This window comes from Isoptericola sp. NPDC057191, assembly GCF_042670225.1.
Lineage (GTDB): Bacteria > Actinomycetota > Actinomycetes > Actinomycetales > Cellulomonadaceae > Isoptericola.
Genome location: NZ_JBHUWC010000028.1, coordinates 1 through 23671, shown reverse-complemented (window position 1 = coordinate 23671; position 23671 = coordinate 1). Strand labels below are relative to the sequence as shown.

Genomic DNA, 23671 nt, shown 5'->3' with positions numbered 1-23671 from the left:
AGGGTGCCATGAGCCGGTGACGCCGAGCCGGTGACGCCGAGCCGGTCGCGCCGAGGTGCGGCCCTCCCGCTGGGACGGGTCGCGCCGAGGTGCGGCCCTCCCGCTGGGACGGCGCTCCGTCGCCGGGCACCCGTGCGATAGGAAGGACGCGTGCCGTCCCCGCCGCTCTTCCCGTTGCGCAGCGTCGTCCTGGGAGCGTTCCTGCCCACCCTGGTGCTGGAGATCGGCATCGGCGCCCTGCTGCCCGTCGTCGCGGTCACGGCCACGGACCGCGGCGCGAGCCTGACCGTCGCGGGGCTGGTGGCGGCGCTGCTGCCGCTCGGCAAGATCGCCTTCGACCTGCCCGCGGGCGCGCTCGCGCAACGGCTCGGGGACCGGACCGCCATGCTCCTGGCCGGTGGCGTCGCCGTGCTGGCGTTCACGACGATCGCTCTGACGACCGCGCTGTGGGGGCTGGCCACCGGTGTGCTGGCGCTGGGCGCGTCCAACGCCGTGTTCAACCTCGCCCGGCAGGCCTATCTCACCGAGATCACACCCCCGCTGCGGCGGGCCCGGGTGCTGTCGACGCTCGCCGGCGTGCACCGCATCGGGCTGTTCCTGGGGCCGTTCGCCGGAGCCGCGGTGATCGCCGCGACGTCCCTGCACGGCGCGTTCTGGCTCGGGGCCGGGTCGGCGCTCGTGGCGGTGGCGGTCCTCGCGCTCGTGCGCCCCGAGCCCCAGGAGGAGGCGACCGCCCCGCGGCCACCGGGCGGCGCTCGTGTCTCGATCGTCGCGGTCGCTCGCGAGCACCGGCACCTGTTCGCCACGCTCGGCGTGGCGATCCTGCTGGTGAGCGCCGTGCGCGGCGCCCGGCAGACCGTCATCCCGCTGTGGGGCGAGCACCTGGGCCTCGACGCCGAGGTGACGTCCCTGATCTTCGGCGTCTCGGGCGCCCTGGACATGCTGCTGTTCTACCCAGCGGGCAAGGTGATGGACCGGCTCGGGCGGCTGTGGGTGGCCGTCCCGTCCATGCTCACGATGGCCGCCGGCCTGGCCCTGCTGCCGTTCGCGCACACGGTCGGCGCGGTGACGGTGGTGGCGGCCGTGCTGGGCGTGGGCAACGGCATGGGGTCGGGCATCGTCATGACGCTGGGCGCCGACGTCGCGCCGGCGGCGGTGCGCCCGACGTTCCTCAGCGTGTGGCGGCTCTTCCAGGACACGGGGGACGCGCTCGGGCCGCTGGGGCTGTCGGCGGGCGCCGCGCTCGGGTCGTTGGCGGCAGGGGTGTGGGCGACGGCGACCCTCGGCGGGGCCTCGGCGGCCGCCCTCGCGCGCTGGGTGCCGCGGTACTCGCCGCTCGCGAACCTCGCGCGGCGGCGTCGTTAGCGCGACAGGGGCGCGGTCGACGAGCGCACCACGAGCTCCGGGCGCACGACCTCCGGCTCGTGCACCGTCCCGGGGTCGGCGAGCAGGGCGAGGAGGTGCTCCACGGCACGCCCGCCGACGTCGTGGAACGGCTGACGGACGGTGGTCAGGGGCGGGGACGCGTACGCGGCGAGCGCGATGTCGTCCATCCCCACGACCGAGACGTCCTCGGGCACGCGGCGACCGAGCTCGACCAGGGCGCGGACGGCGCCGAACGCCATCTCGTCGCTCGCGACGAACAGCGCGGTGACCTCGGGCATCCGCCCCACGAGCTCCCCGTTGCGATGGCCGGACTCGGGCGACCAGTCACCGTGCAGCACCGGCGGGACGGTGCGCCCCGCGGCCTCGAGCGCGCGGCGCCAGCCGGCGGTGCGTGCGGTCGCGTCGTTCCACGACTCGGGGCCGGCGATGTGCCACACCGTCTCGTGGCCCAGCTCCAGGAGGTGCTCGGTGGCGAGCCGCCCGGCCTCCACCTGGTCCACCGCGACGACCTCCGTGGCCGCCGAGCGCATCCCGTCGAGGACGACGGTCGGCAGCCCCCGGGTCAGGTCGCCCAACGACACGTCCTCGCGCACCGGCACGGCCACGAGGAGGCCGTCGACCCCCTGGTCGAGCAGGCGTGAGACGGCGTGGGCCAGCGCCGACGCGGACAGGGACGGCGTGGTCGCCGTGGAGACGAAGTAGCCCCCCGCCCGGGCGGCGGTCTGGGCGCCGAGCAGGATCGCCGAGGTCGAGTAGTGGTCGGTCTCGTGGGTGACGACGCCCAGCGTGCGGCTCCGGCCGGTGACGAGCGCCCGCGCGAGGCGGTTGCGGCGGTACCCGGACTCCTCGACGGCGGCCAGCACCTTGGCGCGGGTGGCGGCGTTGACGTGCGGATGGTCCGACAGCACGCGCGAGACCGTCTGCGCCGAGACGCCGGCGATGCGCGCCACGTCGTTCATCGATGACGCCCGTGCCACGGCTCACCCCGGTCCCTCGTCGTGCGGGCCGCTCCCGGCACGCTGCGGGCTCGATGCTACCTCCCGTGGTGGTGACCATAACAGCCACGTCGGTTTTCGTGAGGGGTGTGGCCGTTCATCGAGCCGTGGCGCGCTGTTGTTATGGATATCAGAACCGGTTATGGTGCTCGCATTCCTCGTGCGGCGTCGGTGCCGCTCCTCGGTACACAGTGGTCAGAAGGAGTCAGAGATGAAGCGTTCGACGGTGAACGGGTCGGCGCGGGCGACCGGCGCGGCATGCGTGGCCGCGCTGGCGGCGGTGAGCCTCACGGCGTGCGCCGGCGGCGACACGGCGGGCGGCGCCGACGGCGAGCCCACCACGATCGACGTCTGGACCTGGGCGCAGGGCTACGACAAGGCCGCCGAGGCGTTCAACGCCGCGCACGACGACGTCCAGGTGAGGTTCACCGAGATCGAGCCGGGCAACAAGGGCGGCTACGACAAGATCCGCAACGCGGTGAAGGCCGGCGACGCGCCCTGCCTGGCGCAGGTGGGCTACGAGACCATGCCGAGCTTCGTCTCCGAGGGCAACCTGCTCGAGGTCACGGACATCGCTTCGAAGGACGCGGACGCCTACACCCCGGCCGGCTGGTCCGGCGTGACGGTCGGCGACCGCGTCTACGGCGCCCCGCAGGACCAGGGCCCGATGGTGCTCTTCTATAACAAGGACGTCTTCGCCGAGCACGGCATCGACGTGCCCACCACGTGGGCCGAGTACCAGGCCGCCGGCGAGAAGCTCAAGAAGGCCGGCATCGCGCTCACCGGGACGTACGAGGACTTCGACTACACGGGCTTCGCCTGGCAGGCGGGCGCCCCCTGGTACACGGTCGACGGCGGCACGTGGTCGATCACCAACGACTCGCCCGAGAACCAGGAGGTCGCCGACTACTGGCAGGGCCTGGTGGACGACGGCCTCGTCGGCGCCGGCATCTGGAGCGACCAGTGGGCGGCCGGGCTGTCCGACGGCAGCATCGCGACGATCGTCGGGGCGGCCTGGTTCAAGGGGATCCTCAAGGACTCCGCCGCGGCCGCCTCCGGCTCCTGGGCCGTGGCACCACTGCCCACCTGGGAGCAGGGTGACACCACCACCGGCAACGTCGGCGGGAGCGCCACCGCGGTCCTCGCCGGCTGCGAGGAGCCCGAGGCCGCGTGGGAGGTCGCGCACTTCATGTCGACCGACCCGACGGCGGTCGACGCGGTCATCGAGGCCGCCGGCACGCTGCCCGCCTCCGTCGACGGCCTGAAGTCCGACCTGCTGACCCAGGGCGACGACTACTTCGGCGGCCAGGTCGTGGACGAGGTGTTCGTCGACGCGGCCGCGAACGTGGCCGAGGGCTGGCAGTGGGGCCCCGGCGTGTCCACGCTCATGGGGACCTTCGCGGCGGACATGAAGAAGGCCTACGCGGGCCAGGGCGGCGCGACCGTCGCCGGCGCGCTGACGAGCGCGAAGGCCGCCACGATCGACGAGCTCTCCCAGCAGGGCATCACGGTCGGCGAGTGACCGTGACCGTCACGATCTCCACGGAGCACCGGCCCGGGCGCGCCTCGGTGCCCGCGCCGGTGCCCCCGCGGGCCCGCCGCCCGCGGTACCGCACCTCCCGCGTCGCGCTGCGGTTCGTCGCGCCGTTCGTCCTGCTGTTCGCGGCGGTGTACGTCGCGCCCATCTGCTACGCCGTCTACCAGAGCCTGTTCCGCATCGAGCGGGACGCGCTCGGCCTGACGCCGCCCACCGAGGTCTTCGACCCCTGGTTCAACTACGCCGCCGCCCTGCACGACGCCGGGTTCGTCGCGTCGCTCGGCCGCGTGCTCCTGTTCGGTGCCGTGCAGGTGCCGGTGATGCTGGGCTTCGCGCTCGGCCTGGCGCTGCTGATCGACTCCGCCTCCGCGCGCGGCAAGGGGTTCTTCCGGCTGGCGAGCTTCGCGCCGTACGCCGTGCCGACCGTCGTGTCGGCGCTCATGTGGTCGTTCCTCTACTCGCCGACGGGCAGCCCCATCAACCAGCTGCTCGCCCCGACCGGCCTCACCGTGGACTTCCTCGGCACGGAGCTGACGCTGTGGTCCGTCGCCAACGTCGTCACCTGGGGGTGGACGGGCTACAACATGATCATCATCTACGCCGCGCTGCAGGGGATCCCCGGCGAGGTGCTCGAGGCCGCCAGGCTCGACGGCGCCTCTCCGTGGCGCACCGCCTGGCACGTCAAGGTGCCGCTGGTGCGGCCCGCCATCCTGCTCACCGCGGTGTTCTCGATCATCGGGTCCGCCCAGCTCTACAACGAGCCGTTCGTGCTGTCGTCGAGCACCGGCACCATCGGGCCCAAGTTCACGCCGCTGATGGCCGCCCAGTCGTCGATCACCGCGGCGAACTACCCGTACGCGGCGGCGCAGTCGGTCATCCTCGCCGTCGGCGTGGCCGTGCTGTCCGTCCTCTTCTTCCGCCTCACCTCCCGGAGGTCCTCGTGAGCGCCCCGCGCGCGGCGGTGCGGCCCCGCCGCGACTCCGTCGAGACGACGCTGCGCAGCCGGGTGCTCGTCACCGGGGTCCTGGTGCTGACCAGCGCCTACTTCCTCTTCCCGCTGTGGTGGCTGCTCGTCGCGGCCACCAAGGACGCCGGCTACACCTTCGCGGGCAACCCGCTGTGGTTCAGCCACTTCGACCTGTTCGGCAACCTCGCCGACCTCTTCGCCTACAAGGGCGGCATCTTCGCGGTCTGGATGGGCAACGCCGCGCTCTACTCGATCGTGGGTGCGGGGCTCGGCACCCTCGTGGCGGCGGCCACGGGGTACGCGGTCGCGAAGTTCGACTTCCCGGGCCGTGGCGTGCTGTTCGCCGTCGTGCTCGGGGCGGTGCTGGTGCCGAAGGTGCTGTTCACGCTGCCGCTGTTCCTGATGTTCTCCCAGGTCGGGATCGTCAACACATACCTCGCGGTGCTGCTGCCGAGCATCGTCAGCCCGTTCGGCGTGTACCTCGCGCGGGTCTTCGCCGCGCAGTCCGTGCCGGACGAGGTGGTCGAGGCGGCGCGGCTCGACGGCGCGGCCGAGGGCCGGATCTTCTTCGGGGTGAGCCTGCGGATGATGTCGCCCGCCCTGGTGACCATCTTCCTCTTCCAGTTCGTCGAGATCTGGAACAACTTCCTGCTGCCGTCCCAGGTGCTGATCGACGAGAACCTCAAGCCCGTCACGGTCGGCCTGGTCACGTGGAACGCTCTCGTGCAGTCCGGGCAGATCGAGCGGCACATGGTGATCATCGGCGCGTTCGTGGCCGTCGTGCCCCTGATCGTCGCCTTCCTGTCCCTGCAGCGGTTCTGGCGCTCGGGGCTGGCGAACGGGGCGCTCAAGTGACCGCCGGGCCCGCGCTGACCGCCGACGGCGCGGTGCTCCTGCGGCACGGGGTGCCGCACCGGGTGCTGTCCGGCTCCGTGCACTACTTCCGGGTGCACCCGGACCTGTGGCGCGACCGCCTGGTCCGCGTGCGTGCCATGGGGCTCAACACCGTCGACACGTACGTCCCGTGGAACTGGCACGAGGCCGAGCCCGGCCGGTTCGACTTCGACGGAGACCGCGACGTCGAGCAGTTCCTGCGCCTCGTGGGCGAGCTCGGCATGGACGCGGTCGTGCGGCCCGGACCGTACATCTGCGCGGAGTGGTCGAACGGCGGCCTGCCCGCGTGGCTCACCGGCACCCCGGGCATCGCGCTGCGCACGGTCGACCCGCGGTTCACGGCCGCCGTCGACCGATGGTTCTCGGAGCTGCTGCCGCGCGTCGCCGCGCTGCAGGCCGGCCGCGGCGGGCCCGTGGTCGCCGTGCAGGTGGAGAACGAGTACGGCAGCTACGGCGACGACCACGCGTACGTCGCCTGGGTGCGCGACGCGCTCGCGCGCCACGGGATCGACGAGCTCGTCTTCACCGCCGACGGTCCCACCCACCTCATGCAGGACGGCGGTTCGCTGCCCGGCGTGCTCGCGGCGGCGACCCTCGGCTCCAAGCCGGGGGAGGCGCGCGACCTCCTCGCCGGGCGCCGCCCCGACGCCGAGCCCTTCCTCGTCGCGGAGATGTGGAACGGCTGGTTCGACCACTGGGGCGAGGAGCACCACACGCGCGACCCGCACGACGCCGCGCGCACCGTGGAGCAGATCCTCGAGCTCGGCGGGTCCGTGAGCCTCTACATGGCGCACGGCGGCTCCCACCCGGGGCTGTGGGCCGGGGCGAACCACGACGGCACGGTGCTGCAGCCCACCGTCACCAGCTACGACTCCGACGCGCCCGTCGCCGAGGACGGCACCGCCACGGCCAAGCTCGTCGCGATGCGGGAGGTCTTCGAGCCCTACCGCTCACCCCACGTGCCCCGGGACGATGACGCGGTGGCCCTCGCGCCGCCCGCGCGGCTGGCTCCGCGCACCCTCCCGGCCCCGGTGCTGCGTCCGGCGGCGCGTGCCCTCGACCTGCTGGCGGGCCCGGGGGACCGGTCGCCCCGCCCGCGCACCTTCGAGCAGCTCGGGCTGGACGCCGGCCTCGTGGTCTATCGTGCGCGGACCAGGCTGCCCGTGGGGGAGTCGACGGTCTCCGTGCTCGGCCTGCACGACCGCGCCACGGTGCTCGTCGACGGCGCCCCCGCGGGCGTGCTGGAGCGGGCGACCGCCGCGGACGGCGTCGTCGTCGCCGGGACGGGCGCCGAGGTGACCCTCGAGCTGTGGGTCGAGAACCTCGGCCGGGTCAACTACGGGCCCCGCCTCGGGGAGCCGAAGGGCATCGTCCGGGACGTCCTCGTGGACCGGCGCATCGTGCACGGCTGGTCGTCGCGGCCGGTCCCGCTCGCCGACGCCCGCCCCGACGCGCTCTGGGCAGACGCGTGCGGTGCCGGTCTCGGTGCCGGTCTTGATGCAGACGCCGGCGTCCTGGGGCAGGACGGGCGCCCGGTGCTCGCGCGCACCGTGCTGGAGGTCGACGAGCCCGCCGACGCCTTCCTCGCGCTGCCCGGCTGGGCCAAGGGGTTCGTCTGGGTCAACGACGTCCTCCTCGGCCGCTACTGGGAGGTCGGCCCGCAACGCACCCTCTACGTCCCCGCGCCGCTGCTGCGCCGCGGGGAGAACACGGTGACGGTGCTCGAGCAGCATCGCGCCGGCACGGCCCTCGAGCTGCTCCCCGGCCCCGACCTGGGTGCCGCGCAGGAGTACGTCGAGGAGTTCTGACCAGCAGTTCTGACCAGCAGTTCTGACCAGCAGTTCTGACCAGCAGTTCTGACCAGCAGTTCTGACCAGCAGTTCTGACCAGCAGTTCTGACCAGCACGGACCGCCTTGGCGGGTCGACGACGACCCGCTCGACCGAAGGAGAGATCCGCATGGCACGACGATCCCCATCTCCCCGCGTCCGCCCACCCCGGGCGGCACGCGGCGCCGTCGCGGTGGCCGCGGCGCTCGCGACCGGCTGCGCCGGCCTCGTGGCGGCCCCCGCGGCCATCGCCACGAGCACGGCGCCGGCGTCCGCCACCGCCGCGGCGAGCACCGGCGTCACCTTGCGCTCGACGGCGCTCGACGTCCAGGTCGCCGACGACTTCCCCCGGGTGCTGCGCTACACGGACCGGTCGAGCGGCGCCACGCTGCTCGGCAGCACCCGCCCAGTCACCGCGGTGACGATCGACGGCACGGCGCACGCCGTGAGCGTGACCAAGACGGGCGGCAGCGCGGACTCCGCGACCTACCGGCTCACCTTCGCGGACCTGCCCGGGGTCAGCATCGACGCCGCGCTGCGCGTGGAGGGCCGGCAGGTCCGGTTCGCGGTGACGAAGATCGTCGACACCGCCGAGCACCGGGTCGGCACGCTCGAGATCCCGGGGCACGACCTGCTCTCCGTCTCGTCCGCGGACGCGGACCCGCGCGTCGCCACGGCCGTCATCTCGCCCGACAGGAACGCGAAGGGCGACACGTTCGCCGCCGTCACCCGGGACACGGCCACGAACGCGGCTCCGGTCGGCTCCGCCTACGCCATCGTCAGCGCCAACGGCCTCGCGGCCTCGGTGGTCACCAACAGCGTGTACGACGAGGCGGCGGGCAAGGCGACCCAGGAACGCAACCGCCTCCAGCGCCAGGCGCGCGCCGACGGCGACGACGTCCGCGTCGGCGTGTGGAGCGGCGCGTGGACCTACCGGGCCAAGGGCTCGTCGGTCACGGAGGAGCTGCCGCAGGCCACCGTCGTGCTCACCCCGGACGCCAACGGCGACGGCGTCGTCGACTGGCAGGACGGCGCGATCGCCTACCGTGACGCCGCGCCGAAGGCGAAGGGCGCCGACCAGGTGCCCGACCGGGTCGTCACGCACATCCCGTTCAACTTCGCGTCGCAGGCCACCCACCCGTTCCTGCGCACCTTGGACGACGTCAAGCACATCTCGCTGGCCACCGACGGCCTCGGCCAGCTGGCGCTGCTCAAGGGCTACGGGTCGGAGGGGCACGACTCCGCGCACCCCGACTACGGCGGCAACTACAACGAGCGTGCGGGCGGCCTGACGGACATGCGCACCCTGCTCCGGTCCGGCGGCGACTGGAACGCGGACTTCGGGGTGCACATCAACGCCACCGAGTCGTACGCGGAGGCGAACGCGTTCTCCGAGGAGCTCGTCGACCCGAGCGCCGAGGGCTGGAACTGGCTCGGTCAGTCGTACTACATCGACCAGCGCCGGGACATCACCAGCGGCGACCTCGCGTCGCGCATCGGCCAGCTCGCCGACGAGACGGGCGGCGACCTCGACCTGCTGTACGTGGACGTCTACTACAACTACGGGTGGCAGGCGCGGGCCCTGGCGGACGCCGCACGGGCGAACGACTTCGAGCTCGCCTCGGAGTGGTCGGACAAGTTCGAGGCGGACTCGCTGTGGAGCCACTGGTCCGCCGACGAGAACTACGGCGGCGCCTCCAACAAGGGCCTGAACTCGCAGATCGTGCGCTTCATCCGCAACGGCGAGAAGGACACCTGGAACCCGCACCCGCTGCTGGGCAACGCCCGCATCGTCGAGTGGGAGGGCTGGACCGGCCAGGTCGACTGGAACGCGTTCTCCCGGAACATCTGGTCGAACAACGTGACCACGAAGTTCCTCCAGCACCACGACATCGAGCGCTGGACGGACGACGAGATCGACTTCGCCGACGGCGTCTCCGCGCGGGGCACGAGCGCTGCGAACCGCGAGATCCGGGTCGGCGACGCGGTCGTGGCGCGCGGTGACACGTACCTGCTGCCGTGGAGCGCGGCCGACGCGCCCGGCGCGCGGGGCAAGGTGGCCCAGGGCGACAAGCTGTACCACTACAACCCCGCCGGCGGCTCCACCACGTGGGACCTCCCGGGCACCCTCGCCGACGCGTCGTCCCTGACGGTCTACCGGCTCACCGACACGGGCCGCGAGAAGGTCGGCGTCGTGAAGGTGCGCGGCGGCAAGGTCACCGTCGACGCCGAGGCCGGCCAGCCGTACGTGCTCTACCCGGCCGTGCCGGGCAACGGCTTCACCACGCCGACGGCGAAGAAGGTGGCGTGGGGCGAGGGCTCGCCCCTCGTGAACCCCGGCTTCGACGCGGCCGACCTGGCCGCCTACCGGACGTCGGGCACCGTGACGCGTGAGCGGCTGAGCAACGGGCAGCACGTGGCGCAGCTCGGCGCCGGCCCGGCCTCGCTGACCCAGCGCACGGCCGAGCTGCAGCCCGGCACCTACGCGGCCAGCGCCTGGGTGGAGGTGCAGCCGGGTGCGTCCCGTCCCACGACGCTGGAGGTCTCCGGCCCCGGCCGCTCGGTCGAGGGCTCGTCGGTGACCGTCCGCCGGTCGACCGCGCGCAACGAGGTCGCCGCCGACGACAAGCACAGCCGGTACTACCAGCGGGTGCAGGTCCTGTTCGACGTCACCGAGGCCACGCGGCCCACCCTGACCGTCCGCGCGGGCGAGGGTGACGCGGTCGTCCGGCTCGACGACCTGCGGGTCGTGGCGACCGAGCGAGCGCAGGCGCCGGCGGACCTGCGCACGGACTCCGCGGACTCCTTGGACGTGGTCGCGTTCGACGACTTCGAGTCCGTGCCCCAGGGCTGGGGCCCGTTCGTCAAGGGCGACGCCGGCGGCGTCACGGACCCGCGCACGCACCTCGCGTCGAAGCACGCGCCCTACACGCAGGCCGGCTGGAACGGCAAGCTCGTGGACGACGTGATCGACGACGGCTGGTCGCTCAAGGCGCACGAGGAGAACCAGGGCCTCGTCTACCGCACCACTCCCGCGACGGTCGACCTCCAGCCCGGGCACCGCTACCGGGTGAGCTTCGACTACCAGTCCGGGCGCGGCGGCTACTACCAGTGGGTCACCGGGTACGACTCGGTGGCGTCCGGGGAGCCGACGAGCGTGGAGACCGGCGCGACGCCGATCGGCGAGCAGCGGACCACGAAGCGGTTCAGCCAGGACGTCGTGGGGTCCACCTGCGGCGACACCTGGGTGGGGCTGCGCAAGGCGGTCGGCGGTGGCGACCAGGCCGACCTGGTCCTCGACGACTTCCTGGTCGAGGACCTCGGCGTCGCGACCGAGGTGCCGGCGTGCGCGTCCCTCGAGGTGGACCCGGAGCGGTCCGCCCTCGAGCCTGACGTCGCCAACACGGTGACCACCACGCTCACCGTCTTCGAGCCGGCCGACGTCGCCGACGTCGAGGTCGCCCTCGACGTGCCGGACGGCTGGGAGGTTGAGGCGACCGACGCCACGTCGGCGGGCACGCTGCCCAGCGGCGGCGAGCTCGTCACCACCTGGAAGGTCACGCCCCGCGGCGACGTCACCACCCAGGCCTACCCCCTGACCGCGACCGCGACGTACACGACCACGGCGGACCCGAAGGGCCCGCGGACCGTCGAGGCGCGCAGCGACGTGCACGTCGTCGTGCCGCCGGCCGCCGGCGAGCACTGGGCCAGCGACCTGCCGTTCGTGTCCGAGTCCAACGGCTGGGGGCCGGTCGAGCGCGACCTGTCCAACGGCGAGCAGGGGGCCGGCGACGGCACGCCCCTCACGCTGCGGGGGACCGTCTACGAGAAGGGCATCGGCGCGCACGCGCCGTCGAAGGTCCGGCTCTTCCTCGGCGAGCGGTGTGAGTCGTTCACCGCGACCGTCGGGGTGGACGACGTCCAGACCCGCGGCTCGGTCGCCTTCCAGGTGCTCGGCGACGGCCGGTCGCTGGCCACCACGCCCGTGCTGCGCGGCCGCGGCGAGACGGTCGCGCTGGACGTGGACGTCAGCGGGGTGCGCTACCTCGACCTCGTCGTGACCGACGGCGGGGACGGCAACGGCAACGACCACGCCGACTGGGCGGGGGCGAGGCTCGGCTGCGGCTGACCCGCGCGAGCCGCTCATGACGGGCGGGGTCCGGCGCCCCACCAAGGGTGCCGGGTCCCGCCCGTCGTGGTCGGGTCAGGGCTTGGGGATGCTCGTCACGGTGGTGAGGAGGAACACCGAGTCCTCCAGCGCGCGCACCGCGTGCCGCTCGTGGGTCAGCACCCGCAGCTGACCGGCGCGGACCTCCTCGTCGCCCTCCAGCGCGGTGACGCGCAGGCGCCCGTGCAGGACCAGCACCGAGGCCGCGGGCGGCGAGTTGTGCTCGCCGAGCTCGACGCCCTCGAGCAGGGCCAGCACGGTCTGGCGCAGCGGGCCGTCGTGCACGACCACCTCGGCGCTGCGGCCGTGCTCGGCGGTGCGGGCCTTGTCCAGGTGCGTCGCGGTGAGGGCGTCCAGGTCGGCCATCGAAGCTCCATCCGTCGGGCGGCAGGCGGCGCGGGCCGCGTCGACGAGGCCCGCCGACCTCACCGTACCGGGGACCGAGGCTCGGCCGCCCGGGGGTGCCGCTAGCGTGCAGACCATGATGTCGATCCCCCTGGACGTCGTGCACGACCCCGAGGACCCGCGACAGGCACTGCCCTTTCTGCAGCTGGCGGTCGACGGACACCCTTACCGGGCGCTGCTGGACTCCGGGGCCGCCCTGACGTCGATCGCGGCGCCGCCCGGGACGGTCACACGCCCCGGGGGGAGAACAGGCAGGAGCGCCTTCGGCGCTCCGATCAGGCACCGGCTGTGGCGGGCGGCCATCGACGTGGGCGGCGCTCGGCTGGGCGACTTCGATGTCGCCGACCAGCCTCACGCCGACCGGTTCCTCCTGGGGCAGGACGTGCTCTCGCAGTTCCGGTGCCACTACCGGCTCGTCGAGGGCGAGCTCGTCCTCGACGGCCCGGAGCCGGAACACGCCCTGCCGATCCGGCTCGACCCCGGCCGGCACGTCTCCCTCACCGCGAGCTGGACGTCGGGGGAGACTGCCGACGTCGTGTTCGACACCGGGGCGTCGGTGACCGTCGTCGACGCCGGGTTCGCCACCCGCCACCCGGGGCTCTTCGCGGCGCGAGGGACGGATGCGGGGTCCGACGCGTCCGGCGAGACCCGGCAGGCCGAGTTGGTGGAGATCGCCGGGCCGACGATCCTGGGGCACCGGTTCGCCCCGTCCCTCGCCGTGATCGTCGACCTCACCGGCGCGAACGCCGACCTTCCGTGGCCCATGGACGTCATCCTGGGGTGGCCGCTGGTCAGCCAGGTCGACTGGGTGATCGACCATCCCCGCGCCCGTGCCGCGGTCCTGCCGCGGGGCGTACCGCGCGAGGACGGCGCGCCTCGACGCTGACCACACGGGGCTGACCACACGGGCTCGCCCCCGCCGCGGGCGGCGTGGCACCGCGGCGGGGTCAGACGGCGGGGCTCGGCTCCGGGATCAGCCCGAGCCGGGCGAACGCCTGGGCGACACCCCCGCCGGCGGGACCGGGGACCACCAGGTCCGCCTCGGCCATGACCGCTGCGGGCGCGCCCTCGACGGCGACCGCCGTGCCCGCGTACGCGAGCATCTCGACGTCGTTGTACCCGTCGCCGATGCCGACCACCTGCGCCGGGGTGATCCCCAGGTGCTCCACCACGGCCGCCATGCCGACCGCCTTGTGCACGCCGGCGAGGTGGATCTCACCGGCGCTGTCGCCGGTGTCGGCGTACGAGGACGGCAGGATGCCGACCTCGGGGCCGAGCTCCGCGCGCAGCGCCGCGATCGGGACGGGCGAGTCGAAGTAGCTGATCTTGGCGTACCGCACCGCTGACAGGTCGCCGGGCATCCGCAGCACGTCGAGGATGTCGCGCGGCGCTGCGTCGCCCCGGGCCCGGAGCCGGGCGTCGAGCCCCACCGGCCCGTACACGGCCTCCGGGGACTCCAGCAGGTAGGCGACGTCGTGCGCGTCGAGCACGTGCCGGACACGCTCCGCGAGGTCCGTCGGGAACCGGAGGTCGTGCACGACCTCGCCGTCGAGGCGCACGTACGCGCCGGCCGTCGCCACGACCCCGTCGAACCCCGCCGCGAGCAGCGACGGCGGCAGCATCGACTCCGGCCGGCCCGTGCACAGCAGCACCCGGTGCCCGGCGCCCCGGGCGGCGCGGACCGCGTCCGCGTGGGCCGTCGGCACCGCACCGTGGTCGGCGTACGTGCCGTCCACGTCCAGGAACGCCACCCGCATCCCGTCACTCATCGAACCCGACACGTGGGCAGACCTCCAGCTCTCGGCGTCGTCGTGGGCACCGTCGAGCCTAACCGTGCGTCGGCGCCCCGTGGTTGGCTGGCACCGTGACGACGAGCACCCCACGCGCCGAGACCTGGTCGATGATCCACGCCGAGCGGGAGGCGCTCGCAGACGAGCTCGGCGGTCTCGACGAGGCGGCCTGGGCGACGCCGTCGCTGTGCGGGAGCTGGAGCGTCGAGGACGTCGTCGCCCATCTGACGGCCGGCGCGAGCACGGGGCGGTGGGCATGGCTGCGCAGCATGGCCGGAGCGCGGTTCGACGCCGACCTGCACAACGCGCGCCGGCTGGCGGAGCGCCGGGGCGCCACGCCCGCGGAGACGCTGGCGCGGTTCCGCGGGATCGCGACCAGCACGGTCGCCCCGACGGGGCACACCGCGGCGTGGCTCGGGGAGGTCGTCGTGCACGGGCAGGACATCCGCACGCCGCTCGGCCTCCCGCGTGTGCCGCCCTTGGCCACGACCACCGAGGTGGCTCGGTTCTTCGTCGCGCGCGACTTCACCGTCGCCGGCCGGACGGTCGCGCGGGGCCTGCGCCTGGAGGCCACCGACGGTCCGTTCGCCCACGGCGACGGGGCCGTGGTGCGCGGCAGCACCCTCGCGCTCGTCATGGTGCTGGCCGGTCGGCCGGCGTTCTGCGACGAGCTCACCGGCGACGGCCTCGTGCGGATGCGTGAGCGGGTTTCGTCCGGCCGCCCGGGGGACGGCCAGGGCGACGCCGCGGGTCACGGCCGCACAGCGGTCAGGTGACCGCGCCCAGCTGCCAGGGCACGAACTCGTCGGCGCCGAGGTCGAGCTCCTCCGACACCGTCTGCTCGCCGGAGGCGACGGCGAGGATCTTCTCGAACAGCTCAGTGCCCACCTCCTCGACCGACAGGCCCGTCTCCACGATGCGCCCGGCGTCGAGATCCATGTCCTCGCGCATGCGGCGGTACGTGTCCGAGTTGGTGGCCACCTTGATCGACGGTGTCGGCTTGCACCCCAGGACCGAGCCGCGCCCGGTGGTGAACACGACGACGGTGGCACCGCCGGCGACGATCCCCGTCACCGACACGGGGTCGTAGCCGGGGGTGTCCATGAAGGTCATGCCGCGCTCGGTGACCGGCTCGGCGTACTCGTGCACGGCGACGAGGTCCGCGGTGCCCGCCTTGGCGACGGCGCCCAGGGACTTCTCGAGGATGGTCGTGAGGCCGCCGGCCTTGTTGCCGGGCGACGGGTTGTTGTCGAGGGTGCCGCCGCCCGCGGCCGCGTAGTCCTGCCACCAGTCCAGGCGGTCGAGCAGGCGCCGGCCGACCTCCTCGGAGACGGCACGGCGCAGCAGCAGGTGCTCGGCGCCGAACACCTCGGGCGTCTCCGCGAGGATCGACGTGCCGCCCTGCGCGACGAGCAGGTCCGACGCGTGGCCGAGCGCCGGGTTCGCGGTGATCCCGGAGAAGCCGTCCGAGCCCCCGCAGTTGAGGCCCAGCACGAGCTCGGAGGCCGGCGCCTCCTCGCGCCGCAGCGCGTCGATCTGGGGCAGCATCTCGGTGACCGCCGCGACGCCGGCGCGCACGGTCGCGCGGATCCCGCCGGTGTCCTGGATGGTCAGCGTGCGCACCGGCAGGTCGTCGCGCAGCGCCACGCCGTCCAGGACCGAGGTCGCGGGCAGCATCTCGCAGCCCAGCCCGACGAGGAGCAGCCCGGCCATGTTGGCGTGGGACGCGTACCCCCGCAGGGTGCGCAACGTGACCTGCGCGCCCTCGGAGGTCGGCACGAGGCCGCAGCCGGTGTCGTGCGTGAGGGCGACGACGCCGTCGACGTGCGGGTACGCGTCGAGCACCGGGCCGCGGAACTGGTCCGCGATCATCCGCGCCGTCGACGCGGAGCAGTTCACCGAGGTCAGGATGCCGACGTAGTTGCGCGTGCCCCACCGCCCGTCAGAGCGGCGGTACCCCTGGAACGTGCGGCGCGTCGCCGGCTCCGGCAGGGTCGTGCGGGCCGTGCCGAACTCGTACGCGCGGGCGCCGTCGTCCATGCCGAGGTTGTGCGTGTGCACGTGGTCGCCGGGCGCGACGTCGCGCGTCGCCCGCCCGATGGACTGGCCGTACTTGCGCACCTCGGTGCCCGCCGCCACCGCCCGGACGGCGAGCTTGTGGCCCCGGGGCAGGGTCGACCTCGTGGTCGCCTCGGTGCCGCCGGGCAGCCGCACCGTGGTGCCCGCCGGCACCTGGCGGGTCGTCACGGCGACGTCGTCGGCAGGGCGCAGCAGGAGCGCGACCTCGGCCAGGTCGACGACACCGAGGTCGAGCGACGGCTCGGGGGTGGTCGACGGCTCGGTGGTCGACGGCGTCGCGAGCGGCAGGAGCGGGTGGTGCGGGGCGGTGCTCATCGGATCACGACCTCGGGATCAGCGGTGCGGGGGATGGTGGCGGGGCTGGTTGCGGGAGCGGTGGCGGAGGAGCCGGGGGTGGTGTCGGCGAGCCGTGGGTCGCGCGGCGCCGTGGACGCGCGGACGACGAGCTCGACGGGCAGGCGGCGGCGCTCCGGGACGACGTCGCCTCCGCGGGCGGCGCCTGCGAGGAGGTCGACCGCCTCCCGCCCCGCGCGGGCCAGCGGGACGGCGACGGTGGTGAGGGCGGGCGTCACGAGGGACGCCGCAGGGACGTCGTCGAAGCCGACCACGGAGACGTCCGCCGGGGTGGCGACGCCGCGGGCGTGCAGCCGGGCGAGGACGCCCAGCGCGACGAGGTCGTTGAAGCACAGGACGGCGGTGGCGCCCGCGGCGAGCGCGAGGTCGGCGGCCTGGACCCCGCCGCCGTGCGTCGGCCGGAAGCTGCCGAGGTCGACCACGGCGACCTCGGCGAGGGCCTGCCGGCGCTCGCCGTCCGACCACGAGCCGGCGGGACCGCCGACGTAGGCGACGGTCGTGTGGCCGAGGGCGCGCAGGTGGTCGACCGCCTGGCGCACCCCGTCGGAGAGGTCGAACGACACCGAGGGAGCGAACGGGGTCTCGCGGTTGACCAGCGCGACCCTGCCGTCGGCGGCCGGCGCGGCGAGCAGGGCGCCGAGCGCCTCGGCGGGCAGGCGCGGCGAGCAGAGCACGAGACCGTCCACGCGGTCGCCCAGCCGGGTGATGATGTCGGGCTCCGCGGTGACGTCCTCGTCCGTGTCGGCGACCAGGACGTCGCGGCCGGTCTCGTGGGCCCGCGCCTGCACGCCCTTCGCGACGGCGGCGAAGAACGGGTTGGCGAGGTCGGGGACGACGAGCCCCAGGGTGCCGGTGCTCCCCGTGGTGAGGGCCCGGGCAGCGGGGTGCGGCCGGTAGCCCAGGGACGCGGCGGCGAGCGCCACCTGCTCGCGGTTGGCGGGGGAGACGTGCGGGGCGTCGCTGAGGGCGCGCGAGGCGGTGGCGAGCGAGACGCCTGCCGCGCGGGCGACGTCGCGAAGCGTGACCACGGGGACCTCCGAGGCTCGGGGCGACCGCTGGAACCGGTTCCAGCGTGTTTCAGCGTACCGGCTCGCCCCGGTCGTGCGGAACTCCCACGTCGGTCAGGCGGGGTCCTGGTCGAGCCACCGGAACCACGCGTCGGGCACCTGCTCGTCGAGGCGGCGCACCTCGTCCTCCGCGAGCACGCCCGCGTCGAGGAGCGCGCCGGCGACCATCCGGGCCACGGCGCCGGCGCCGGGCGGGTTGAAGTGCGTGTCGTCCCGGCGCCCGTCGTCGGCGTGGAAGAAGTAGTCCAGCGTGCCGTCCGGCCCGAGCTCCTGCCACAGGTCTAGGGACGCGCGCTGCACGTCCACGAGGGGCACGCCCTCCTGCCGGGCGAGGGCACGCATCGCCGCCGGGTAGTCGCCGTGGGCGGGGACGGCGTCGCCGGCGTCGTCGAAGCGGCGGCGCTCGACGGGCGTCGCGAGCACGGGCTGCGCGTCCGCCGTGCGGGCGGCGTCGAGGTAGCGGCGCAGGTGCTCGGTGTAGCTGGTCCAGGGCTCCGTGTACCGCTCGGGGTCGTCGGCCTTCGCGTCGTTGTGCCCGAACTGCACGAGCAGCACGTCCTGGGGCCGCAGGTCGCGGACCAGGGTGTCGAGACGCCCCTGGGTGACGAAGCTGCGCGAGCTGCGCCCGTTGCGTGCGTGGTTCGCGACGGCGACGCCGTCCGCCAGGTAGTAGGGCAGGGCCATGCCCCACCCGGTCTCGGGCGCCGCGGCGCGGGTCTTCGGCCCCGCGGTCGAGTCGCCGGCGAGGTGGACGGTGCGGGGCATGGGGACCTCCGTGGATCGGGGAAGCGCTTGCCGGTCACCCTAGCGCGCGGGCGACACGGGACGACGGCGTGCGTCCGCGCACGTCCAGGGCGTAGCGTCGGCGCCGAGCGACCGCACGCCCGCCCGCCCGCTTCCCGGAGGAGTCAGCGATGCCCCGTCCGCCGTTCCCGGCCCCCGTGCTCGACCTGTTGCGCCGCCCCCAGCCCGCCGTGATCGGCGTCGTCCGCCCCGACGGCAGCCCGGTCACCGCGGCGACCTGGTACCTGCTCGAGGAGGACGGCGCGGGCGGCTGGCACGTGCTCGTGAACCTCGACGCCACCCGCAAGCGGGTGCAGCACATGCGCGCGAACCCGCACGTCAGCCTCACCGTCCTGGACGACAGCTGGTACACGCACGTCACGCTGCTGGGCCAGGTCACGGCGTGGCGGGACGACGACGACCTCGCCGACACCGACCGCATCTCGCGCCACTACGGCGGGCAGCCGTACGCGGTCCGGGACCGCGCCCGCATCACCGCCGTGGTCGAGGTCGACCGCTGGACGGCCTGGGGCTCGCTGCGCGACGCGCGCTGAGGGGGCGGCCATGCGTATCGGCGTCCCCCGCACGGCCGGCGCGGACCCGCGCCTGGTCGCCGTCACGCCCGAGGCGGTGCGTCGCCTCGTCGACCTGGGTCATGACGTCCTCGTCGAGCCCGGCGTCGGCGACGGGGCCCGTCTTCCCCCGCACGACTACGTCGCGGCCGGGGCGCGCGTCGCCGACCGGTCGGACGTGTGGGCGGCGGACGTCGTGGTCTCGCTGCACCCGCCCGGCCCGGGGGAGCTCGACCTGCTGCGCCCCGCGGCCGTCCTGGTGTCTCAGCTCGCCCCCGCGACCAGCCCTGAGCTGCTGGCGGAGCTCGCCGCGCGCGGCGTGACCGCGCTCGCCCTCGACGCCGTCCCGCGGATCTCGCGCGCCCAGTCCCTCGACGTGCTGTCGGCGCTGTCGAACGTGGCCGGGTACCGCGCCGTGGTCGAGGCCGCGGAGGAGTTCGGCGGGATGTTCACCGGGCAGGTGACGGCCGCGGGCAGCACCCCGCCGGCGCGCGTCTTCGTCATCGGCGCCGGCGTGGCCGGGCTGGCCGCGATCGGCACCGCGGTGAGCCTCGGCGCCGAGGTGCACGCCTTCGACGTGCGGCCCGAGGCGGCCGAGCAGATCGAGTCGCTCGGCGCGCACGTGGTGCGCGCGGCCGACGCCGTGCAGCAGGTGAGCGCCGACGGGTACGCGAGCGCGCAGAGCGCCGACCAGGAGGCCGCCGCGCTGCGCGCGTACGCGGAACAGTCGGCCCTGGCCGACGTGGTCGTCACCACCGCCCTCGTGCGCGGCACCGCCCCCACGACGATCACCCGCGCGATGGTCGACGCGATGCGGCCCGGGTCCGTGGTGGTGGACCTCGCCGCGGCCGGCGGCGGCAACTGCGAGGCGACGGAGCCGGGCCGGCGCGTCGTCACCGACCACGGCGTCGTCGTCCTCGGGTACACGGACCTGCCTGCCCGCCTGCCGCAGCACAGCTCGCGGCTGCTGGGCACCGTGGTGGCCAACCTGCTCACCCTCCTCACGCCCGGCAAGGACGGGCGGGTGGTGCTCGACCCGGAGGACCCGGTCGTGCGAGGCATGACCGTCGCCTCCGCCGGACAGGTGCTCTGGCCACCGCCGCCCGTGCCGGTGTCGGCCGCGCCGCCGTCCGCCGCGGAGGTGCCGCCGCCTCCCGCGCCCGCCGACGCCGAGGCGGCACGCCGCCGCCGCACGATGCGCCGCACCGTGCTGGGCGCGCTGGCGGCGGTGGCCGTCGGGCTGCTCGTCGCCGCGTCCCCGCCCGACGCGGTGGGGCACCTCACGGTGTTCGCGCTCGCGGTCGTCGTGGGCTTCTACGTGATCTCGAACGTCACGCACGCGCTGCACACGCCGCTCATGGCCCAGACCAACGCGATCAGCGGCATCATCATGGTCGGCGCGCTGCTGCAGATCGGTGACTCGTCCCTGCTGGTCACGGTCCTCGCCGTCGTGGCCGCCGCGCTGGCGAGCGTCAACGTGTTCGGCGGGTTCCTCGTGACGCGGCGGATGCTCGGCATGTTCCGGCGCGAGGACGTCCCGGCGCGCACGGGCGGGGGTGCGTCGTGAGCGTGGCGTCGGTGGCGCAGGCCGCCTACCTGGTCGCGGGCCTGCTGTTCGTGCTGTCCCTGGCGGGGCTGTCCGCCCAGGAGTCGGCCCGGCGCGGCACGGTGCTCGGCATGCTGGGCATGGGCCTCGCGATCGTCGCGACGGTCGCGCTGGCCCTGGACCGGTCGCAGCGGCCGTGGCCCGTGACGGCCGGCCTGATCCTCCTGGTGCTCGTGGTGGGCGCCGCCGTCGGGTCGTGGCGGGCGCGGCGCGTGGAGATGACGCAGATGCCCGAGCTCATCGCGCTGCTGCACTCCTTCGTCGGCCTCGCTGCGGTGCTGGTGGGCTACGGCTCGTACCTGGCCGCGCCGGCGGCCGGTGGGGACACCGTGCACCGCGTGGAGGTGTTCCTCGGCGTGCTCATCGGCGCGGTGACCTTCACGGGCTCCGTCGTCGCGTTCGGCAAGCTGTCGGGCCGGCTGCCGTCGGCACCGCTGACGCTGCCGGCGCGGCACCTGCTCAACCTGCTGGCACTCCTCGCCTGCGCTGCGCTGCTCGCCTGGTTCCTGGCAGGCGGGGGAGTGCTGCCGCTGCTCGTCATGACGCTCGTCGCGTTCGGTCTCGGCTGGCACCTGGTGGCGGCGATCGGCGGCGGCGACATGCCCGTCGTCGTCTCGATGCTCAACTCGTACTCCGGGTGGGCCGCTGCGGCGGCGGGCTTCACGCTCGGCAACGACCTGCTCATCGTCACCGGCGCGCTCGTGGGCGCGTCGGGCGCGATCCTCAGCTACCTGATGTGCCGGGCCATGAACCGGTCGTTCTGGTCCGTCGTCCTGGGCGGCTTCGGCGCGGGTGCCACGGGCACCGGTGGCGGGGGCGGCGGGGGAGACGCCGCCGCGGGCGGGGACGTGCGTGAGACGTCGCCCGACGAGGTGGCGGCCCTGCTCACCGCGGCGCGGTCCGTCGTCGTCGTGCCCGGCTACGGGATGGCAGTCGCGAAGGCGCAGCACCCGGTCGCCGACCTGGCGGAGCGGCTCCGGGCGCGGGGCGTGACGGTGCGGTTCGGCGTGCACCCGGTGGCGGGACGCCTGCCCGGCCACATGAACGTGCTGCTGGCGGAGGCGCGCGTGCCCTACGACGTGGTGCTGGGCATGGAGGAGGTCAACCCCGACCTGCCCGCCACCGACGTCGTGCTCGTCATCGGCGCCAACGACACCGTGAACCCGGCCGCGCAGGACGACCCGTCGTCGCCCATCGCAGGGATGCCGGTCATCGAGGCGTGGAAGGCGCGCGACGTCGTGGTCTTCAAGCGATCGCTCGCCACGGGGTATGCGGGCGTCCAGAACCCGCTGTTCTTCCGCGAGAACACCCGGATGCTCTTCGGCGACGCCAGGGAGCAGGTGGACAAGATCGTCCAGGCTCTCTGACGCCGCCGAGGAAGGGGCCGTGCACCGACGCGGTGCGGGGGCTCAGAACCGGGAGTCGGCCTGCGAGTCGTAGACCGCCGCGTCCAGGACGCCGTCGGCGTGCAGGTACGCCGGCGACTCGGGGACGGGGGTGGCGTCGATCGTGCTGGCGTCGGCGGGCACCCCGTCGAGGCTCGGCATGACCGAGGCGAGCTCGGGACGCCACTTCGTGAACCGGAACGGGAAGCACTGCTCCAGCAGGTCCACCATCGCGGAGGCCGCGGTGGAAGCGCCCGGCGAGGCCCCGAGCAGGCCCGCGATGGACCCCTCGGCGCCGGTGACGATCTCGGTGCCGAACTGCAGCACGCCCTTGCCGTCGGCGTCGCGCTTGATGACCTGCACGCGCTGCCCGGCGGTGATCTTCTCCCAGTCCTTCGGGTGCGCGGTCGGCATGAACTGCTGCAGCGCCTGGAACTTGGTCTCCGGCGCCGCCATCAGCTGGCCCACGAGGTACTGGGTGAGGTCGAGGTTCTTCAGGCCGGCGCCGAGCATCGACGTGACGTTGTTGGCCCGCAGGGAGGTGACCAGGCCCAGGTACTTGCCCTTCTTGAGGTACTTGGGGCTGAACCCGGCGTAGGGGCCGAACATGAGGTACGTCTTGCCGTCGACCACCCGGGTGTCCAGGTGCGGCACGGACATCGGCGGGGCGCCGACGTCCGCCTTGCCGTAGACCTTGGCCTGGTGCTGCGCGACGAGCTCCGGGTCGGCGGTGCGCAGGAACTCGCCGGAGATCGGGAAGCCGCCGAAGCCCTTGATCTCGGGGATGCCGGCCGACTGGAGCAGGGGCAGCGCGCCGCCGCCCGCGCCGACGAAGACGAACTTCGCGGTGACCGTGCTGGTGCGGGTGCGCGCGTTCCAGGAGCGGTCCTTGACGCGCAGGCGCCAGCGGCCGTCCTTCGTGCGCTTGAGGCTCTTCACCTCGTGCTGCAGCTTGAGCTCCGCGCCGTTCGCGACGAGGCCGTCGACGAGCTGGCGGGTGAGGTTGCCGAAGTCGACGTCGGTGCCCGAGGTCGCGCGGGTCGCGGCGATCGGCTCGGCGGCGTCGCGCTCCGTGGTCAGCAGCGGGGCCCAGCGGCCGATCGTGGCGCGGTCGGTGCTGTACTCGAGGTCGCGGAACAGCGGGTGCACGCGCAGCGTCTCGTAGCGGCGGCGCAGGTAGTCGACGTTCTTCTCACCGCGCACGAACGTCATGTGCGGGGTGTGGCTGAGGAACGAGTCGTCCTTGATGCGCCCGGTGGCCAGCAGGTGCTGCCACAGCTCGCGCGAGATCTCGAACTGCTCGTTGATCGCCACCGCCTTGGTGATGTCGATCGAGCCGTCCTTGCGCTCCGGCGTGTAGTTGAGCTCGCAGAGCGCGGCGTGCCCGGTGCCCGCGTTGTTCCACGGGTTGGACGACTCCTGCGCCACGTCGTCGAGCCGCTCGTAGATGCGGATCGACCACGACGGCTCGAGCTGCTGGAGCAGCGTGCCGAGGGTGGCGCTCATGATCCCGCCGCCGATGAGGACGACGTCGACGTCGGCCCCTGTGGGGGCCCCAGCAGTCGTAGCACTCGAGGTCATCCGGACACCATACGCCGCGCGTGAAAACTGTCACAAAGAATGAGAGCAACCTCACACGGGGCTCTGACCTGCAGTGACGCACGTCACATCGACCGTCGTCCAGCGCCGCAGGTCAGGGCGTCGGGGCCGTCGACGACGGCCACGCCCCGAGCTCGGGCAGCGGCACCGGGACCCCGTCCTGGGTGGCCGAGACGGGCCCGGACGGCTCTCGGCCGGCGAGCCACGCCGCGACGTCGCGGCGGTCGCCCACGAGCTCGAGGCCGGCGTCGTGGGC

At 74.0% G+C, this 23671-nt stretch carries 17 protein-coding genes and 1 pseudogene; 11 read left to right on the top strand and 7 right to left on the bottom strand.

Annotated features, from left to right (window positions below):
• The first annotated feature begins 150 nt into the window (after positions 1-150).
• A complete protein-coding gene (locus ACFT55_RS06470) occupies positions 151-1365 on the top strand; it encodes an MFS transporter (protein WP_380242772.1) in 1215 nt (404 codons plus the stop codon).
• Here ACFT55_RS06470 and ACFT55_RS06465 read toward each other — a convergent pair.
• Positions 1362-2345, bottom strand: coding sequence for a LacI family DNA-binding transcriptional regulator (locus ACFT55_RS06465; RefSeq protein WP_380242770.1), 984 nt, complete (start codon positions 2343-2345; stop codon positions 1362-1364). The two genes, ACFT55_RS06470 and ACFT55_RS06465, sit on opposite strands and share 4 nt — an antisense overlap.
• A 247-nt stretch (positions 2346-2592) precedes the next feature.
• Between ACFT55_RS06465 and ACFT55_RS06460 the strand changes: the two genes are divergently transcribed.
• From ACFT55_RS06460 to ACFT55_RS06440, 5 genes are all read left to right on the top strand, one after another.
• Complete coding sequence (locus ACFT55_RS06460) at positions 2593-3903, top strand: ABC transporter substrate-binding protein (RefSeq protein WP_380242768.1); 1311 nt, start codon at positions 2593-2595, stop codon at positions 3901-3903.
• Complete coding sequence (locus ACFT55_RS06455) at positions 3900-4862, top strand: carbohydrate ABC transporter permease (protein ID WP_380242766.1); 963 nt, start codon at positions 3900-3902, stop codon at positions 4860-4862. The genes ACFT55_RS06460 and ACFT55_RS06455 overlap by 4 nt, the downstream gene beginning before the upstream one ends.
• Positions 4859-5740 (top strand): carbohydrate ABC transporter permease, encoded by an 882-nt coding sequence (locus tag ACFT55_RS06450; RefSeq protein ID WP_380242764.1) that lies wholly within the window; start codon positions 4859-4861, stop codon positions 5738-5740. The genes ACFT55_RS06455 and ACFT55_RS06450 overlap by 4 nt, the downstream gene beginning before the upstream one ends.
• The gene (locus ACFT55_RS06445) at positions 5737-7587 is read left to right on the top strand and encodes a glycoside hydrolase family 35 protein (RefSeq protein WP_380242762.1); all 1851 of its coding nucleotides are present in this window, start codon (positions 5737-5739) and stop codon (positions 7585-7587) included. The genes ACFT55_RS06450 and ACFT55_RS06445 overlap by 4 nt, the downstream gene beginning before the upstream one ends.
• 150 nt (positions 7588-7737) lie before the next feature.
• Positions 7738-11736 (top strand): endo-alpha-N-acetylgalactosaminidase family protein, encoded by a 3999-nt coding sequence (locus ACFT55_RS06440; RefSeq protein WP_380242759.1) that lies wholly within the window; start codon positions 7738-7740, stop codon positions 11734-11736.
• Between the two features lie 75 nt (positions 11737-11811).
• Here ACFT55_RS06440 and ACFT55_RS06435 read toward each other — a convergent pair whose 3' ends face one another.
• Complete coding sequence (locus ACFT55_RS06435; RefSeq protein WP_380242756.1) at positions 11812-12141, bottom strand: cupin; 330 nt, start codon at positions 12139-12141, stop codon at positions 11812-11814.
• 115 nt (positions 12142-12256) lie between these two features.
• Here ACFT55_RS06435 and ACFT55_RS06430 point away from each other — a divergent pair, with 115 nt between their 5' ends.
• Entirely contained in the window at positions 12257-13066 is an 810-nt protein-coding gene (locus ACFT55_RS06430; RefSeq protein ID WP_380242754.1) for a hypothetical protein, read from the top strand.
• A 61-nt stretch (positions 13067-13127) separates the two neighbouring features.
• On the opposite strand, the gene ACFT55_RS06425 is transcribed toward ACFT55_RS06430, so the two are convergent.
• Complete coding sequence (locus ACFT55_RS06425; protein WP_380242752.1) at positions 13128-13949, bottom strand: HAD hydrolase family protein; 822 nt, start codon at positions 13947-13949, stop codon at positions 13128-13130.
• 95 nt (positions 13950-14044) lie between these two features.
• Between ACFT55_RS06425 and ACFT55_RS06420 the strand changes: the two genes are divergently transcribed.
• Positions 14045-14746, top strand: coding sequence for a maleylpyruvate isomerase family mycothiol-dependent enzyme (locus tag ACFT55_RS06420; protein WP_380242750.1), 702 nt, complete (start codon positions 14045-14047; stop codon positions 14744-14746).
• Here ACFT55_RS06420 and ACFT55_RS06415 read toward each other — a convergent pair.
• From ACFT55_RS06415 to ACFT55_RS06405, 3 genes are all read right to left on the bottom strand, one after another.
• Entirely contained in the window at positions 14739-16364 is a 1626-nt protein-coding gene (locus ACFT55_RS06415; RefSeq protein WP_380242748.1) for a UxaA family hydrolase, read from the bottom strand. The genes ACFT55_RS06420 and ACFT55_RS06415 overlap by 8 nt on opposite strands.
• Positions 16361-17431 carry a LacI family DNA-binding transcriptional regulator gene (locus ACFT55_RS06410; protein WP_380242746.1) on the bottom strand — a complete coding sequence of 357 codons (1071 nt, stop codon included), beginning with the start codon at positions 17429-17431 and terminating at the stop codon, positions 16361-16363. The genes ACFT55_RS06415 and ACFT55_RS06410 overlap by 4 nt, the downstream gene beginning before the upstream one ends.
• Before the next feature lie 93 nt (positions 17432-17524).
• Positions 17525-18235 (bottom strand): rhamnogalacturonan acetylesterase, encoded by a 711-nt coding sequence (locus ACFT55_RS06405; RefSeq protein WP_380242743.1) that lies wholly within the window; start codon positions 18233-18235, stop codon positions 17525-17527.
• Positions 18236-18384: 149 nt separating this feature from the next.
• Here ACFT55_RS06405 and ACFT55_RS06400 point away from each other — a divergent pair, with 149 nt between their 5' ends.
• The 3 genes from ACFT55_RS06400 to pntB are packed head-to-tail and all read left to right on the top strand — an operon-like array spanning position 18385 to position 21798.
• Complete coding sequence (locus tag ACFT55_RS06400; protein WP_380242741.1) at positions 18385-18807, top strand: pyridoxamine 5'-phosphate oxidase family protein; 423 nt, start codon at positions 18385-18387, stop codon at positions 18805-18807.
• Between the two features lie 10 nt (positions 18808-18817).
• Entirely contained in the window at positions 18818-20392 is a 1575-nt protein-coding gene (locus tag ACFT55_RS06395; RefSeq protein WP_380242739.1) for a Re/Si-specific NAD(P)(+) transhydrogenase subunit alpha, read from the top strand.
• Positions 20389-21798 (top strand): Re/Si-specific NAD(P)(+) transhydrogenase subunit beta, encoded by a 1410-nt coding sequence (gene pntB / locus ACFT55_RS06390; RefSeq protein ID WP_380242737.1) that lies wholly within the window; start codon positions 20389-20391, stop codon positions 21796-21798. The genes ACFT55_RS06395 and pntB overlap by 4 nt, the downstream gene beginning before the upstream one ends.
• A gap of 42 nt (positions 21799-21840) precedes the next feature.
• Here pntB and mqo read toward each other — a convergent pair.
• Positions 21841-23403 (bottom strand): annotated as a pseudogene (gene mqo / locus ACFT55_RS06385) (malate dehydrogenase (quinone)); the annotation flags it as partial.
• Positions 23404-23671: the final 268 nt, after the last annotated feature.